The following is a 15962-nucleotide window of genomic DNA, read 5'->3' on the forward strand; positions in this document are numbered from 1 at the left end:
TCTTAAACGAAATAAAATGTTTTCAACAACTTTTGAGACTGTCTCTGTTAGAGTATTTGATATTTAAAAAAACGTTTACTGTTCATTCAGTAGTGGTCTTGGATCAAACAAAACTTTAAAAGAATGGATCTTTCCATTATTGATCTGATACCATCCAGCCGCCTCTACAGCCTTGTTTCCCATATCAATGGTATACCAGACGCAGACATCTTCACCGGTAGTAAAGGTTTTAATAATCTGATATTTAAATTTCATTTGCTTCATCTCCTGAATATATATTGAAGCACCTTCTCTTGTTCCTAACACTCCAATGAATTTAAAATCAGGATCAAGGCAGCTTTCTGCCTTTTCAAAATTTTCTTCATTTAAGTATTGAATAAACTGTTCTGCGACATTTGGGGTTGTATTGCTCATATAGATTGTTTTATATGAACAAATGTAATGGATCAGGAATGATCTTCTTTGTGATTATCGTCACAAAAGAATACTATATTTAATTTTTTTCAATATTGATGATCACAATAGGAGGTCGGTGGATATGTTGTTCAAAATCAGGACGAAGTTGCAGCAGTTCCTCATCCGGCCTTGGCTCTTCAAGATTTTTTTATTGAAAATTACCCTGTTTGGGGCTAAAGCCCAGAACAACTTCATCAAATGGAATATCATTAAAAGCGGCAATAATATCATTCAGGTCTACTTTTTCGGGGCCGAATATCTCTAAAATATGCAGTGATTTACCTTGGATCTCAATGACAACAGCACAGTGGAGATCTTCTATAAAGTAAATACAATCTTTATAGCCCATTTCCGGATTGGCAAAGCAGTAAAAGAACGTTATACTTTTGCTTTTTGTTGGAAAAGTAGTATTGGAGGCCGCATGCTCTACCAGATATTCAAATTGTTTTAAATCTTTTTCCTGATCCAGATCCAATTTTCTTTTTTTTTTATTTTTTTTGAAAGATTCAGGTTTTCAATAGTTTGGAATGCTTCATATTCCTGTACCGGGCTCAACCCGAACTTTGGATAAAAGTCCAATACTGTTTCATTGGCAAAGAGGAAAATTCCGTCATTTTTGCCTTTAAAATCATCCAGAATGCGTTCCATTATAAAATGACTCAATCCTTTCTTTTGATAGGATTCATCTGTCATGACAGTACCTAGTTGAATAAAATTTTTGGCTTTTCCTTCAATATTGCCTTCAAATAAAGTTACAGTAGTGTGTGAAACAATGATATCGCCGTCAAATAAAGAGTATACAATACAACGGTCATCCCAAAATCCTGATTGATAATAATTTTCAAAATCGAATTCCCAGATTTTTTGCGTCAGACGGTTAAATTCCAGACGAAGTTTTTCCTGATCCTGATACTGACGGTGTAAAATATAATTTTTGCTGTTGATAGAAACGTTTTCTGTCTTCATTGTTTATCTTTTTAAATTCCATATCAGTCAAGTTTCATTATATCTGTCTTATTCTATGATGGTTTGTTACAGCTTGTAAAGCTTTGCAGCGATAAAGAATAGGTCTTTACAGTGTTTTTCTGTAGTAATACTTTTCAAAGCCTTTTGGAAAATCATGTTCAGTTCCTATTTTTTCAAACCCCAATTTTTCATAAAATTCCGGAGCCTGGAAGCTGAAAGTATTCAAGGCGATATAATTACAATTTCTTACTCTTGCTTCTTCTATAGCGGTATGAATCAGCTGTTTTCCCAGGCCCTTATTCTTATACTCTTCAGCAACAGCCAGCTTTTGAATTTCCAAAGTACCCCAGATAGAACGGCCATACAAACCGCCTACTATCTTTCCCTGGTCATGAATGATAATTTCTAAAGGCTTGTTGATACTTTCAATTTCTTTTGTGTTTTTCAGGTTATGCTGATAAAGAAGTTCAGAGATGGTATCATAATATTCTTCTGTAATTTCGTCTTTTCTTATTATTTCCATGGATGATTTGGGTGTAATGATTTTAGAGAGAAGCTGTAGATTAATATTTTGTTTAAATTACAAAAAAGAAAAGTAATCAATACTCATGAAGTGACTGAAGAAGGATATAAGATGTTTGAAACCACCTTAACCAATATCAAAATCACAAAACTACCTGATGTTATAGAAACTAAGTCGTTTGATAAATTTAAAACAGTATATTAAATCTGATCTTTATATTGTAATGAGTTATCCTAATGCTGTGTTTTTGATATATTCTTTAATCCAGAGAGAAAGATCCTCCTCTGAAGAAATATTAATTTTTTTCCTGAAGTTATGCCGGTTGTTTTCTATTGTTTTTACAGATTTAAAAGTATACTGAGAGATTTCTTTTGTTGTAAAGCCGAGATAAAGGTAGGCAGATAGGGTAAGTTCGGAGGTCTTAAACTTAGAATCTATTTTTAACATTTTTCCGGTGAAGTCAGGAAAAATCATTTGAAATCTGTTCCAAAATTCTGGCGAATTGTTTTTAGCCATCAGAATGAGTTCTGATATTGAATCGTTGACTTTTTCCTGTAATGTAGTGATGGTTTTCTCTTTTATTATCAGATCATATTTTGTCTTTTCTAACAAATCATTTTTGTTTTCAATGATTTTATTTTTTTTCTTTTTAAGTTTATAAAAGATGTAGGCCAAGATCAGTAAGAAAAGGATTATCACTGAGGCGAAAATAAGAATATTGTTATTTCTATCTGCTTTGCTTCTTTCTATTTCTTCTTTTAAAAGATTTTCTGCTACCTGAACAATATCTTTTTTGACTATCTTTTCATCATACCTTCTTTGGTCGGAAGATATCTTTAAATATTTTTTTTCACTGGAAATATCTCCTATTGCTTTATAACATTGGGAAATCTTTAAATTGATGTCGGCACAGGGATATAGATATTTTTTCTTATTATCAATGGCATTTTTATAATAACTGATGGCTGTTTTGTATTTTTTTGAAAGAAAATAATAATCTCCGTAAGCTTCCAAAATAGGGTATATAAAAGTATGCTGTTCTTCTATGGCTTGATGATAGGCCTTATCTATAAAAGGGAGTGCCAGCTTTTCCTTATGCTCCCTATTGTATATCTGAGCCTTATAAAAATAACTGTAGGGTTTTCTTCTGAACATGCGGCTGAAGGATAGATACTGATCTTCAGGGATTTCCTCAGCCAGCTGTATTGATTTATCAATATATATATGGGCAGAATCATATTTGTAGTTTTCTGTATAACAGTCTGCAATCCACATATATATTCTGGAAACAAAAAGTTTTGATTCAGCATTTTTATTGGGATCAACAAGTTTTAATGCTGCCTTATTCTCCTGCATTTCCTGAGGAATCATACTAAGTCTGGAGTAGTAAATACTTGTTAATTCTATAAAAAGAGCTTTCAAAAACGGATCATTTTTTACCGCTTTTTCTCCTTTTCCTTTTTTTATAAATGTATAGCTTTCATGGTATTTACCCATAAAAATCAGATTCCTTGCCATATAGTAGTAGGCATTAGCTTTCTGTTTCGAAGTCCCGGATTTCTCCGCAAGAATACAGGCTCTTTTGGAGTACATAAAAGATTTTAATGGATCTTTATAGCTATTGTCATCAGATAACTTTATAAGTAGATCAATATTATCATTTGTATTATGTGATGTGTATGAATAAAAAGTAGATATAATTATTAAATAGATAAAAAAATTAAATTTCATTACAATATTATAGAATTAAATAAAGCATATCAAAAATATCACATTTTGGTGATATTTTTGATATTTTTTTTATGTTATCGCTTAAAAATAATAAAAAATAGAACGAATTATCTTAATTTTTATGTCAAAGTTATCTATTAGTGAATTGGTTTATTGAATGTTTATGTCTTTATGTGTTGTTTGTATGTTGTTGATTTTAAGCTATTTTAACAAATAGGGTAGTTGTTGGGGGGAGGCTTTTTTAGTTTTTTTTAAATATTTTCAATTGTTTTACAAAACTTTTCACACCAAAGTGGATTTCAATCTTCAACCTGTAGTTGAACAATGGAAACATTCAATTTTGAACTCTAAAGAAAAAATAGATATGACAGAAAAATCTTTATTCCCTCAAACTGAAAATGCTATTGATTCTCTATTTTTAAAAATAATAATCTAAGTATTTAAGATCAATATAGATTCCTTTCTTCCCAATTACAACCAAATTTTAAAATATAATTACTAATGAAAAAAGTATTTCTACTGTTTCCTTTTGCATTATGCAGTTTAGTTACCGCTCAGGTTGGTATAAGTACCTCTTATCCACAAGGAACATTTCATATTGATGGCGGAAAAGATAATCCCAGTGATAATGTCCCCTCTATAATCCAGCAGAGTAATGATGTTATAGTTACTTCCGCGGGAAATGTTGGAATTGGCACCATTACTCCTGTTACAAAAATTGATATAATAAGCAGTAATCCGGGAGCTATTAAAATAGCAGATGGTACCCAGGGAGAAAGCAAAGTTTTAATGAGTAATGCTGATGGTGTGGGTACCTGGAAAGTACCAGCATCTATCCGTGCTACTGCTAGCGGTGTTTTTCCTTCTCCAGGTATGACTATAAATTCTAGTGGCTCAGGGTTTGTGTATTCCAATGTTTATATAGACCTTACGGAGGGGAAATGGGCTGTTAATGCAGGATTAACTATTGGTAATGGAAGTAATACCAGTAGGAGCTGGCTTCATGCCTATCTTTCAACCTCAAAAACAGCAAAGCAACAAACTGATTTTGTCCATCTTGGTCCTGCTGGCGCTCAAACGTCTTATGCTTCTGTTATTTTTCCATACGCTGGTGCTGGCAATGATGGAACACTGAGCATGCTCTCTGGATCTTCAATAATAAATGTTACTGCCCCATCTGTAAGAATATATTTACTGATTGAGAACAAACCTACAGGTAACTGGGGCTTTGGTACGGGTGCGTATGAAAATTATTTTTATGCAATACCGCTAAACTAAATTGGAGAACAAGAACAAATGATCATGTTATGCTGTTTTAAAAATTGATATTTTCATAAGATAACCTTACTTATTAATTATAAAAACTAAAAACCTTTCCCTCTTCAAGTGTATAAACTAAAAAAGTTTATTACTGTAATTCCCCTTTCTTATATGATAGGGGATTTCTATTTAACTTTTACCTGACAAAAAAGAGATTCTGCCTTTAGCATAAGCAATTTGGTCTTTTTCCTTTTCCTGATCTGGAGTATTCTTAAGATATAAATGGTAGTAGATGATAGCATTTTTAGGCTGTTTCAGATTCGTATCATATAAATGCGCCAAGCGGTAATAGATAATATTGCTGGCTTCAAAGGTAAGCCCTCTTTTATAGGCTGTTACAGCATCGTTATACTGATTTTTTGCTTCATAAATTCCTGCCAGTGCAGCATAATAGAGAGTGGTGTGGTCCGAAATCGCCTCATCAATGGTTTTTTGAGCATAGATAGCTGCTTTATCATAATCTTTCAATTCACGATAACTCAATGTCATAAAGTATAACGTTCCTTCATTCTGCAGTCCTAATTTTTCTAACGTTGTATAAATTTCAACGCATTTCTGGTAATTCTTTACATAAAAATAAGCTTGCCCCATTTCGTTCATGACATTAGCATCGGTATGAACCTTTAACAATTTCTCTCCTGTTTCAATAACTTCCTGGTATTTCCCCAGCCTATTGGCGATGGGCAATTGGGCCTGCTGCAGAGTGAAATTTTCCGGATCGGTGGCAATAGCTGTTTTTAAAATATTATAAGCAGGCTGAAACTGTTTAAGTTCATTATAAACCATTGCCAGATCATAGGCGGTGTCAGGATCAGTTGTATTCAGATTATTGGCTTTTTTAAGATATTCCAGTTTGGTTTCAGAAGTATCTGCATAACCTGCCATTTGTTTGTAAGCATTGAAGTTTTGACTATCAAGATTGATGATTTGTTGAAGGTAGGTCTTTGCATTTATAATGTTTCCTCTTCTGGAATTAATATTGGCCAGGCTGAAGAGAACCGGAATATTGTCAGGTTGAATGGTATTAATTTTCATATAGTTTTTTCAGCATCCGGAAGTTTTCCCGCCATCATTTGACAATAAGCAATCTGAGTTAATGCCTTTATATCCTGTGTATCTGCTGAGTAAAGACTTTGAAGATATTGAGCCGCATCTGCAAAACGCTGATTCTCATAATATCCAAGCAGCTTTTCGGTATCAATTTTTGTTATCTGGGCAGTCATCATTCCAAAGCTTAATCCAATAAGGACGATAGAGAACCATATTTTCATCATTGCTATTAATTTATAACTAAAATATTTGTTATTTGATACACTTGCAAATTTTGCAATCACTTATTAGGGAATTTTTTGATATTTTAGTTAATAAATGATGTATAATGATATAGTATTTCTGGATTTCTTATATTCACGATACGGAAATCATCATTAAAGATTATAAAAACCTTTTCGAAATGGAAATTACATCTGTAGCATCGTTCATTGATTATTATGAGAAAATAAGAGCCAGAACCAACCGGATTATTGAAATTGTCCCTCCTGAGCATATTGATTTTTCTTATAAACCCGGAAAATTTACAATTGGAGATCAGATCAGGCATATTGCAGCTATAGAGAGGTATATGTATGGTGAAACCATCTCAGGAAGAGAAAGTGCCTATCCCGGATGTGGAAAAGAACTGGCAGACGGATATGAAAATATTGTAATTTTTTTCAATGATATGCACAGACAGACTCTGGAAATTATTTCTGGACTTTCAGATGAGGACCTCAACCGTAAATGTCTGACTCCAGCAAATAATCCAATCTCTATATGGAAATGGCTTAGAGCTATGGTAGAACATGAGATTCACCATAGAGCAGAACTTTATCTTTATCTTAATCTGCTTGATGTGAAAACACCACAGATCTTTGGTTTTTCAGCAGAAGAAGTTCAGGATTTGAGCGTGAAGTTATAATCCTTAATACCAGCAAAGATAAGCCGTCACCAATGGATGAAGGTTAATTTGTATATTGCCATCCAAAAATTAATAATGATCAAACCCTTTATTATTCCTTTATTACTGCTTGTAAATTCTGTATATGGCCAGAAAGATATTGAGTTGAAACCAGGAGATACGCTGAAGTACTCACCAATATCTCAAAAACCAGTATGGGTAACCGTTCAGTCAAACGAAGCCAATATTGCAATGAGCCTGTTTATAGATGGAAAAAAAATAAAAGAGCAGGATGATTCCAGAGGAATAAAAAGTATTGAAAGGCTGTTTTTTACTCCCGAAAAAGGAAGGAAATATGAACTTCGAATCTGGGCTAAATCCTATGTTGAAAAAAGTAAACCTTCGAAGATCTCCATTACAGAATCTAAAACCGTTTCCAGCCTGAATGGGCAATTCACTTCAGCCCAGTTTGTAGAAGATCTGCAGGTTTTCCGCTCCATCAGAGAAAAAGCAAATTCAGGATTATATGTTTATAGAAGCAGGTATCAGATAGACAGTATGTATCAAAAAGCAGAGGAAGAAGCGGCCAATAGCAAGAATATATTTGATTTCTATAAAGTAATAGCAAAGGTCACAGGCTTTGAAGGAAGCTGTCATAATTATACGGATCTTCCTAATCATGCATCTTATTATTTAACACAAAGACCTGAATATCTGCCCATCACCCTGAAAAATATTGATGGTCGTTTGCTCCAGGATTCAAAAGATATTAAAATACCACTTGCTGCCGAAATTATTTCTATTAATGGCATTCCTGCAAAAGAAATGATTAGCCGCTTTTCCCAATACTATTTTTCTGATGGATATTCTCTACCTTACAGAGAAACAACAGGCTTTGAAAGAGGTATGCTGGATAAGTTTTATATAGAATTCGGTACTCATAAACAGTATGACATCAAGTATCAATGGGATGGGAAGACTCATGAAGTAAATTTACCCGGAATATCATTGGATGATTTTAAAAAACTTCAGGAATCAAGACACTCTCTTGCTTTGGATAAAAAATTGATGACTGAAAAATACAGTTTTACCAAAGAAGGTGATGGCATATACCGTTTATCAATAAGAGGTTTTGATTTCGCTACAGGTAAAGAAGATCCTGCTTATAAAAAATTCAGTGTTTTTCTTGATCAGATGATGGATACCCTGGAGCGGGAGAAAATAGAAAACCTTATTATTGATCTGAGAGGAAATACGGGCGGAACCGGGGCGCTTTATGAAAAAGTTTTCTCTTATCTCGCCCAAAGGCCTTTCCGTGACAGCAATTATGCTTATACCTGGTTCAATGAGGTTCCCATGGAAGATAAGCTAATTATTACCCCACTTTTTTTGTCCAATGGAGTGACGGATAAAAATGGAATTAATGCCTATCTAAAACAGCTTTACCCTAAACAAATTCAGGGTAAATATTATTGGGCTGATGATAAAAACCTCCTGATTTTACCCAACGAAAGAACCTTTAAAGGACAGCTTTATCTTCTGGCAGATCAACGGGTGGCTTCTGCAGCTTCTCACCTGGCTTCTTTAATAAAATCTTATACCAATGCCATTGTGATCGGAAAAGAAACGGTTGGCGGATATTACGAACATAACGGGCATCTTCCGTTAGTATATGAGCTTCCCAACACAGGAATTCAAACCGGTTTCTCTATTGTTCATGTGATTCAGGATGCTCAAAATCTTCCGGATCAGAAAAAAGGACAGGGGATTATTCCGCATTATGAAATCCGGCTTACCGACCAGGAGTTTCTGGATCAGTCTGATGTTTATCTGAAAAAAGCACTTGAACTTCAGAAACAAAACCAAAAGTAAATAAGAAGAGCTGCAGAAGATTGATTTGCAGCTATTTTTTTTAAATAATAACAAAAATGTTAATTATTTCCCGTATCCGGGGAGAAAATATGTTTTTTATAAATATATTGTGTCGTTTGTATGATTTTAAAACAGTATTAGTTAGAGTGTCTTTTGTCTCTGAAATACCAGAAATAATATGTAAAAGTCGTAGAACTACTACAAATTTTCAGATTGATGCTTTAAAATTTTTTGAATATAAATAACCGCTTTATATTTGTTATACCATCACATCATCACAAAGTATTATTAACGATTAAAATTTACACACTATGACGGCAATTAAAAAAAGATCCTGATACTCGATAACAGGAAAAGAGCAAAAGCTGTTCAAGCTGTATCTGATCCACCAGCAATTCATAAAGCTTATAAGTATCTATTAATGAATTCATTTTAATTATTTTCTGAAACTTTTGTTTCAGAATGTATTTGTTGTTGCCGAAAAAATAGAAATAAAAACCTAAGAACATGGACATTAATCAATTTAAGGAAACCATTAAACCCTTCTTTTGGGTAGAGCATCCCAACAGTTTTTCGGTATGTTTAGATGTGGGAAGTTATAAACAGCAGATCTTTGATGCTAGGGCAGATGAAGGTTTTGAAGGAAATGGATACGACTGGGGTTCATTAGCTCAAGTTTTTCTGGATGAAAAAAGACCGGATTTAAGTGAATCTATAAGATTTGATCCTGAGGGTGGGATGTTCTGTGCATATTCGTCTGAAGAAAACCAGCTAAAAGATTTTATTCTGGGTTTTAAACAAGCATGTGAAAATGAAACGCTGATGAGTGATTTGTTTTCAAGGGCAGAACTGGATTGATTTCCATCATAGATCAGGGAATTTCGAATGAAGATGAGATCTGTTTGTCTTGAATCGTAAAAAGAGTTAGTATGACCGGATTCGGTACATTATATTTTAAACCAATCTAATAAAAAGTAATATGAAGAAAATATTTTCAGAACTCAAAGGCTTTGTGATATACAGCCCTGAGCTTTTAGCGAAATATCTGCAGGATCATAATCTGCCGGGAAACAATATCCTGAAATATTTTGTAGAAAATGACCACGGAGATGTAATAACAAAATCTGGAATTGCTATTCCTGTAATAGGGCTAGAAGAGGATTATTATTCATTCTGTATTTCTGCTAACGAAGACCATGTATTGGGACATGATGAAGTTGCTGCACAGTCAGAAGGATGGATATTTCAAACTTCTAATAACGAGCTGAGAGTCGTAGGTATTGGTTATTTAAAGGATATCTCTAACATTAATGATGAGAACAGCATCCGCATGAACCTTGAAAACGGATGGTTTTCGCTAAAAATACGGGCCGGGCATAAAAATGGAGAAAGGCTCTTCGAACTCAATACAAAGAAACAGGAAAATAAACCGGACTTTAGCGGCGATCTTACTTCAACATATTATTTTAATTGATATGATAGATGGCTTACATTAATGTTGTAATGTCTTTAAGAGATCTTATCAGGTATGTAGAAGATATTCTTGAAAAGAATGGCGGAGTTTTCCTAATAGAAGAAAAATATAAAAATGATGCTTTTAGGATGAGAAAGATTCCTTGCTGCAATTCAGATGCTGATATTGAAGACTGTCGGGAAAAAAATCTTGAATTTTTTATTGTCTCTCAAGAGATTGATGGAATTTCTTCTGATCATATATATAAAGATGAAACTGCTCCTTTTGTAATAGAAGGAGAGGGAGGACGAGTCTCTGAAGACTCTATCGAACGGATTTCTCTTAGGATTCTTTCAAAAGATTCTGATAAAAATACAACAAAGATCTTTAATGCCATCAGAAACAAATTGAAGAAAGACCACGAAATAGGAATGGGAGTTGAAGGCGGCTCACAGCTTCATAATAATTATTTTTATCAAAAACATTATGTTGGCAAAAAAGTTTTTAAAAATGATTTTTATAATGAAAAAGCGGGAATTATCCTTGTGAAAGAATAGTTTGAAAAGCAGATACAAAGAGATTAAAACCCGAATAACCCACTGAAAATCACAAAACATAATATACCTAAAGCCAGGGCCAGGTTAATAGCAATCTGCTCATATTTTTTCTTTCCATATAGCAACAGGGATTCAATGACAGCATAAGTAAAGATCGCATAGCCCAGTACCATCATCACGATATAGAGTATATGGCCTGCTCCTATCCCTAAGGTCTGCTTTTTAAGAAGCCATATTGAACCGACTGCAATGAGAAAGAAAAAGATCAGAATCCCAAGTCTTAAGAATAGATGCTTTTTAAGTTTACTTTCTGAGCTGATGGGACGGTAAATAAGGGCATAGACTCCGTAAGCATATACAAACAATAAAATAAAACCAATGATGGATCGAAATTGATAAGGTACAATGATCCAGTTTTTTGTAAAAACAAATCCTGCTATCAGGAATGCAAGAAAGAAGTATTTGATTTTTTTGAAATCCATCAAAGATCTATTCATGGTATAGGGTTGTTTTTCAAATTTATTTAATATTTTTCTTGTGCACAACTATTATATTTTCAGAAGATTAATTCATTTTTGCTAGTCAGTGGAAAAATCGTATTTTTTGAGAATAATCTAGGGCTTATTGCAGTCTTATATCATCCAAAACTTAAAATAAAATGAAAAAATTACTTCTTTTAGCAGGGATTATTCTTTCTACATTTTTGTATTCCCAACAGAATATTAGTTTTGACCAGGCTCGCCAGTATTTTGATTTTATAGAATTGAGTTTTAAAATGGACAATAAGCCCAACGATAAGTTTCATTTGATAAAATTTGATACCATTATTACTAAAGATAAAAAAGACAACATATTGATTGATAATCATGATGCAGAGAATATCTATAGAAGAGCTAATATTCTGATGCGTTATGAAGTTCCAAAAGAACAGTTGAAAAGTGTAAATGCCAGAGGAATTGTCAAATATTTCAAGCCTTCAAAGGATAATAATTCATACTTTATTTTGGGTAAAGTAAAAGAGGTGAAAAAAGATGTAAACCTTATTGATAATGGAGTTCTGGTTAAAAATCCGAAGCTTTATTTTGGAATTGTATCTGTAGAATCGGCCAATGAAATTTTTAAAGAATTTATCAAGTACAAGATGAATAAAGGCGAAAAGGTGAATTTTGATCATTATGACCTGATCATAGCGAAAACGGCTGATAAGAAGCATGAAATTATTCCCGTAATTCCCACGATGAATGATGAACTGGATTACGGATACAATAATCTTACTCTAAAAGATCCAAAAACCAGGATGATCTATAAATTTTATAAGCTTGAACATTCAATGACGGTGGTAGAACGAGGTAATATTCCACTGGAACTGTTCATTGAAAATGAAGAATCTGTACAGAAGATTCCTTTTGATTTCAAAAATTTTCAGGTAAAACAGTAAAATGTGAATTCTTAACTCATTTCATTATAGGGCATTAGGAAATGTGAAGAGGGATTATAATCAATTTCTTTTTGATAATTAAGGTTTATCTTTTGTGTACACTTATATATAATAAAAATTTATATTTTAGAGAAATAACCACGAACACTTATTTATGAGCAGCCTGTATTTTATTTTCGTTCTGATTTTAATGTTTACTTTTCAATATACTAACGCAAAAGGAAGAGCTGTTGCGGAGGCAGCTGACGAGAGTAGTGATGTAAATGAAGATTGTATCGGAAACGAAAATTATTGCTGTAATTCTGCTATAGTAAATACTAATAATTACCTGGAAGAAAATCAAGAACTGATTGTTAACAACCCAATCTCATTTGATGAGAATGTTTTCTTTGGACCTCTATTGATTATTATTAGTCTGTTAGTCCTAAGGTTTTTTTCAAAAAGGGTAGAAGAGTAAGCAATGTGTATTCTGTTAACTTTTTAAATGTATTGATACGGAAAGGAGTTGACTTTTTACATTCTGGACAGAAAGTGTTGTTTCTCTCATACTGCCTTGTGTGAGTATTCTGTTTTATAGCTTCTTATTCAGATTATTTTCGGTTTTTGATCCATTTGATGGCGTATTCTACTGGTTCAGTTGAATCTGAAAATGCAGTATTGTGGCCTAAGGCTGGATAGAGTTTATACTCATACTGTTTACTGTCAGACTTTAGTTTGTTCAGAAGTTCAATGGATAGGTTAACAGGTACTTGTATATCTTTACTCCCAAAAATCCACAGTCCCGGGATTGATAATTCAGTAAGAGTGTCTAAGGGATCAGTATCTGTAAATTCATATTTATCCGGATCAGTCATGGTATGCTTCCGTGCATCTTCTTCTGTGTGTGTATCCCAAAAACTTGAATTTCCATTGGTGTAGAACTGAAAACGAAGCTGTTGTTTCACAGTAATCAGTGCCCCACTGAATATCGTCATAAATCTTATTTTCTTATTTTTTTTAGCCGCCAAAGGAATGATCCATCCAGCTTGACTGCCGCCAATTAAACCAATAGGGATGCGATTATTCTGTAAATCCTTAGACAAAACATCCACAGCGGAGCTTGCATCTAAAGACAAAAGGTTAAGATTTAAAGAATCTACATTATTGGTTCCCACTTCTGGTCCCGCATAAACACCTCCCGATTCTCCCACACCGCGTTTGTCATAAGTTAAAACAGCAATACCATTGTTAGCCAAGAGTGTTGCAAACTCTGTCATCCTTTTTTCCTGTCCTGATCCATGGACAATGACAACTGCAGCAGAAGCATTTTTAGGATTGAAGATCGTCCCCGAAAGGGATATTCCTTCACTTTGAAATTTTACATTTTTAGTTGTAAAATTAGAGGGAATCGCTAATAATGAACTATTTATAAAAAGAAATAGCATCAAGAGAGAATTCATAGAAAAAAGTTTTACAGGTATGGGGTTTTTGAGAAGAGTCAATGGGGTTAAAACAGTATGTTTCATTTTGTTATTAGTTTATTCATTAATTTTTTAAAAAAAACTGAAATGATGTTCTTTTTGTTGAAAGATAAGATTTTTATACAAAGCTATATATAGAAAATTTGGCTGAATTCAATGAAGGGTTATGTTGCATAAAATCAACGTTTTGAATTTATTTTTGCTTTGTTTTTTCCTATGGGACATATCTTTAATACATGAATTCAAAAGACTGATATCTGAATGATATCTGGGGTTTCTTAGAGGAATTTACTTTTGATTCATAATAAAGCCAATCTAATTTTATAATTGAATCTGCATTTGTTGGATTTTAATAGACTTTCTAAACTCCAATAAAACTTAAAGATAGAGTAAGAAGAGCCAAAGAAAAGGAAGAATGGATAAAATTAATTTATGGATATTAAATCTATAAAAAACAAAAAAACCTACTGGTATTCAGCAGGTTTTTTTGTTTTGCGGAGAGTGAGGGATTCGAACCCCCGGACCTGTTACAGTCAACAGTTTTCAAGACTGCCGCAATCGACCACTCTGCCAACTCTCCTTAAACTCCGATGGTATCGTTGTTTTCAGTGGTGCAAATATAGCAAAAATTATAATAACTCTACCCATAAAAAGCAAACTAAATCCTATCTGTCGGGTTATCAGAGGAATTTTTTTTATGATCGCCTGAATTTGGATTTTTAATCTTAATTTCAGTGCTGCCAAGTACTATTTTGGCTGGCTGTAAAGCTTTATCATGATAGAAACCTCAGTCCCGAGTAACCATAAAGAGCTTATGAAAATTATTTTTTTTCGGTTTTAAAAGATATTTTATATTCTTCAGTATCAAAAGGGTAGTTATCTTCAGATTTTGTAGCTCTGTCTGTTATATAAAAATCATATTCTGTATCGTGTTGCAGATCAGTTGTTTCAATGTTTAGAATTGTCTTTGATTCATCTAAGCCTACGATGTTTTTTAATGGAAAATGTTCTTTACCATTTTTTGAGAAATTGATTGAAATCTTTTCATTCATTGGTTTTGAGAATACAATCTGAATTTTTTTTGTATGTATTCCTACATTCTGACTGCCATTTTCAAATTCTATGATCTTTGTTAATCGGGGTTGATGTTCCCTATATTCAGAAAGGATTTGGTCAGCATTTTTTTTATTTTCAAAATATTCTGATTTTACTAAAAACTCGAGCACATCGGTTTTATTACTAAAATCTAACTCAATGAGGTTCTTAATTGCGGTTTTCTTGTCTGCAGAATTTTCATAATATTTTTTTGAAATCACATATCCTACAAAATATCCAAGATCAGGGTTTTTAGCATTGCTATTATAAAACCAGTTCTCAAATCTTTTACTAAACAGCTCTTTTTTAAAATCTGATTTTACGCTTTCATAATTTTTAAATCCATAATCCAGATATGATGCAGTGAACTTTTTGTTCAAAACTAGTTCTGCAATAAAATCACAAGAGCCTTCCTTAATAGCCTTGGATAGAACGTTAACCTCTCCATCTTTTTGAAAAGTATGAATGAATTCGTGTACTGTTACCTGTTTCAATTGTGATGGATTGGTAAACTGGAACATTTTTCGAAGATCTTCATTTTCAAATTCAGAAACTACAGTGTTTTGATCACCGGTAATTTTTTCTACGCCTATTAATAAATCCTCATGATGAACTGTTCCACCAGATTTCAAAGCTCCGATTGTATAATAAATATTTCCCTTAGAATTATTGGGATAAAGTTTTCCCAGTTTCCTGAAAGCAGTATGTTTTGTTTTAATTTTTTTAGCATCTATGAAAGTATTGGTCCTGATGGAGTTCCAAAATTGAGGATATTTCTCAATGACATTTAAATAATCATCTTTTCCGAATTTTTTAATCTCCATAAAAGATGCTAGGCCTTCAGTTTTCTTGCTCAGGAAAATGTTTTCAAGGATTTCACTTTTATTTTTTTTATTTTTCTGAATACTGTCATAGGCAATCCAAAAATGAGTAATGTCTGTACTAATGATTTTTTGAGCACTTGAGTAATTGAAAAATATCAAAATAGCTAATGTGGAGAGTATATGTTTCGTTGTTTTAGTTTTCATGGATCAGTCTCAAAAGTTGGGGGAAATGTTAAGTTGATGTATCTTTGAATTATGTTAAGCGATCACGAACTTCTCAAATTATTACTTCCAGAATTTTTAGTTGAATACTTTGACATCCTCAAAGCAG

Annotated in this window: 18 protein-coding genes and 1 tRNA gene; 8 read left to right on the forward strand and 11 right to left on the reverse strand. The window is 33.0% G+C overall.

The features are described 5' to 3' along the window. Positions 1–75: 75 nt before the first annotated feature. The 5 genes from AC3HD6_RS22190 to AC3HD6_RS22210 form a co-directional block, all read right to left on the reverse strand. Entirely contained in the window at positions 76–414 is a 339-nt protein-coding gene (locus AC3HD6_RS22190) for a nuclear transport factor 2 family protein (RefSeq protein ID WP_488898303.1), read from the reverse strand. 190 nt (positions 415–604) lie between these two features. Beyond that, positions 605–931, reverse strand: a complete 327-nt coding sequence (locus AC3HD6_RS22195; RefSeq protein ID WP_488898304.1) for a hypothetical protein — start codon at positions 929–931, stop codon at positions 605–607. Continuing rightward, entirely contained in the window at positions 904–1422 is a 519-nt protein-coding gene (locus tag AC3HD6_RS22200) for a GNAT family N-acetyltransferase (RefSeq protein WP_488898305.1), read from the reverse strand. The genes AC3HD6_RS22195 and AC3HD6_RS22200 overlap by 28 nt, the downstream gene beginning before the upstream one ends. A 106-nt stretch (positions 1423–1528) precedes the next feature. Beyond that, on the reverse strand, positions 1529–1945 hold the full coding sequence (locus AC3HD6_RS22205; protein ID WP_488898306.1) for a GNAT family N-acetyltransferase: 417 nt from the start codon (positions 1943–1945) through the stop codon (positions 1529–1531). Positions 1946–2173: 228 nt separating this feature from the next. After that, entirely contained in the window at positions 2174–3538 is a 1365-nt protein-coding gene (locus AC3HD6_RS22210) for a tetratricopeptide repeat protein (protein ID WP_488898307.1), read from the reverse strand. Positions 3539–4177: 639 nt separating this feature from the next. Here AC3HD6_RS22210 and AC3HD6_RS22215 point away from each other — a divergent pair. Further along, a complete protein-coding gene (locus tag AC3HD6_RS22215; RefSeq protein ID WP_488898308.1) occupies positions 4178–4954 on the forward strand; it encodes a hypothetical protein in 777 nt (258 codons plus the stop codon). 171 nt (positions 4955–5125) lie between these two features. Here AC3HD6_RS22215 and AC3HD6_RS22220 read toward each other — a convergent pair whose 3' ends face one another. Next, entirely contained in the window at positions 5126–6031 is a 906-nt protein-coding gene (locus AC3HD6_RS22220) for a tetratricopeptide repeat protein (protein ID WP_488898309.1), read from the reverse strand. Next, on the reverse strand, positions 6028–6270 hold the full coding sequence (locus AC3HD6_RS22225; protein ID WP_488898310.1) for a tetratricopeptide repeat protein: 243 nt from the start codon (positions 6268–6270) through the stop codon (positions 6028–6030). Before AC3HD6_RS22225 ends, AC3HD6_RS22220 begins: the two co-directional genes overlap by 4 nt. A 179-nt stretch (positions 6271–6449) precedes the next feature. Between AC3HD6_RS22225 and AC3HD6_RS22230 the strand changes: the two genes are divergently transcribed. The 5 genes from AC3HD6_RS22230 (at position 6450) to AC3HD6_RS22250 (ending at position 10814) form a co-directional block, all read left to right on the forward strand. After that, on the forward strand, positions 6450–6953 hold the full coding sequence (locus AC3HD6_RS22230; RefSeq protein ID WP_488898311.1) for a DinB family protein: 504 nt from the start codon (positions 6450–6452) through the stop codon (positions 6951–6953). Between the two features lie 75 nt (positions 6954–7028). Then, a complete protein-coding gene (locus AC3HD6_RS22235; protein ID WP_488898312.1) occupies positions 7029–8804 on the forward strand; it encodes a S41 family peptidase in 1776 nt (591 codons plus the stop codon). Between the two features lie 507 nt (positions 8805–9311). After that, the gene (locus AC3HD6_RS22240) at positions 9312–9662 is read left to right on the forward strand and encodes an immunity 51 family protein (RefSeq protein ID WP_488898313.1); all 351 of its coding nucleotides are present in this window, start codon (positions 9312–9314) and stop codon (positions 9660–9662) included. Between the two features lie 121 nt (positions 9663–9783). Beyond that, positions 9784–10278 (forward strand): hypothetical protein, encoded by a 495-nt coding sequence (locus AC3HD6_RS22245; protein ID WP_488898314.1) that lies wholly within the window; start codon positions 9784–9786, stop codon positions 10276–10278. A gap of 8 nt (positions 10279–10286) precedes the next feature. Next, positions 10287–10814, forward strand: a complete 528-nt coding sequence (locus AC3HD6_RS22250; protein ID WP_488898315.1) for a hypothetical protein — start codon at positions 10287–10289, stop codon at positions 10812–10814. 23 nt (positions 10815–10837) lie between these two features. Here AC3HD6_RS22250 and AC3HD6_RS22255 read toward each other — a convergent pair whose 3' ends face one another. After that, positions 10838–11296: a hypothetical protein gene (locus tag AC3HD6_RS22255; RefSeq protein WP_488898316.1), complete on the reverse strand. Its 459-nt coding sequence runs from the start codon at positions 11294–11296 to the stop codon at positions 10838–10840. A gap of 176 nt (positions 11297–11472) precedes the next feature. Between AC3HD6_RS22255 and AC3HD6_RS22260 the strand changes: the two genes are divergently transcribed. Both AC3HD6_RS22260 and AC3HD6_RS22265 read left to right on the forward strand, forming a co-directional pair. Further along, complete coding sequence (locus AC3HD6_RS22260) at positions 11473–12252, forward strand: hypothetical protein (protein WP_488898317.1); 780 nt, start codon at positions 11473–11475, stop codon at positions 12250–12252. Positions 12253–12406: 154 nt separating this feature from the next. Then, on the forward strand, positions 12407–12709 hold the full coding sequence (locus AC3HD6_RS22265; RefSeq protein WP_488898318.1) for a hypothetical protein: 303 nt from the start codon (positions 12407–12409) through the stop codon (positions 12707–12709). Positions 12710–12842: 133 nt separating this feature from the next. Here AC3HD6_RS22265 and AC3HD6_RS22270 read toward each other — a convergent pair whose 3' ends face one another. From AC3HD6_RS22270 to AC3HD6_RS22280, 3 genes are all read right to left on the reverse strand, one after another. Beyond that, positions 12843–13691, reverse strand: a complete 849-nt coding sequence (locus AC3HD6_RS22270; protein WP_488898319.1) for an alpha/beta hydrolase family protein — start codon at positions 13689–13691, stop codon at positions 12843–12845. A gap of 516 nt (positions 13692–14207) precedes the next feature. After that, positions 14208–14292, reverse strand: a tRNA-Ser gene (locus AC3HD6_RS22275). A 241-nt stretch (positions 14293–14533) separates the two neighbouring features. Next, a complete protein-coding gene (locus tag AC3HD6_RS22280) occupies positions 14534–15835 on the reverse strand; it encodes a DUF2268 domain-containing putative Zn-dependent protease (protein WP_488898320.1) in 1302 nt (433 codons plus the stop codon). Between the last annotated feature and the right edge of the window lie 127 nt (positions 15836–15962).

The organism is Chryseobacterium sp. II3a (assembly GCF_057815135.1).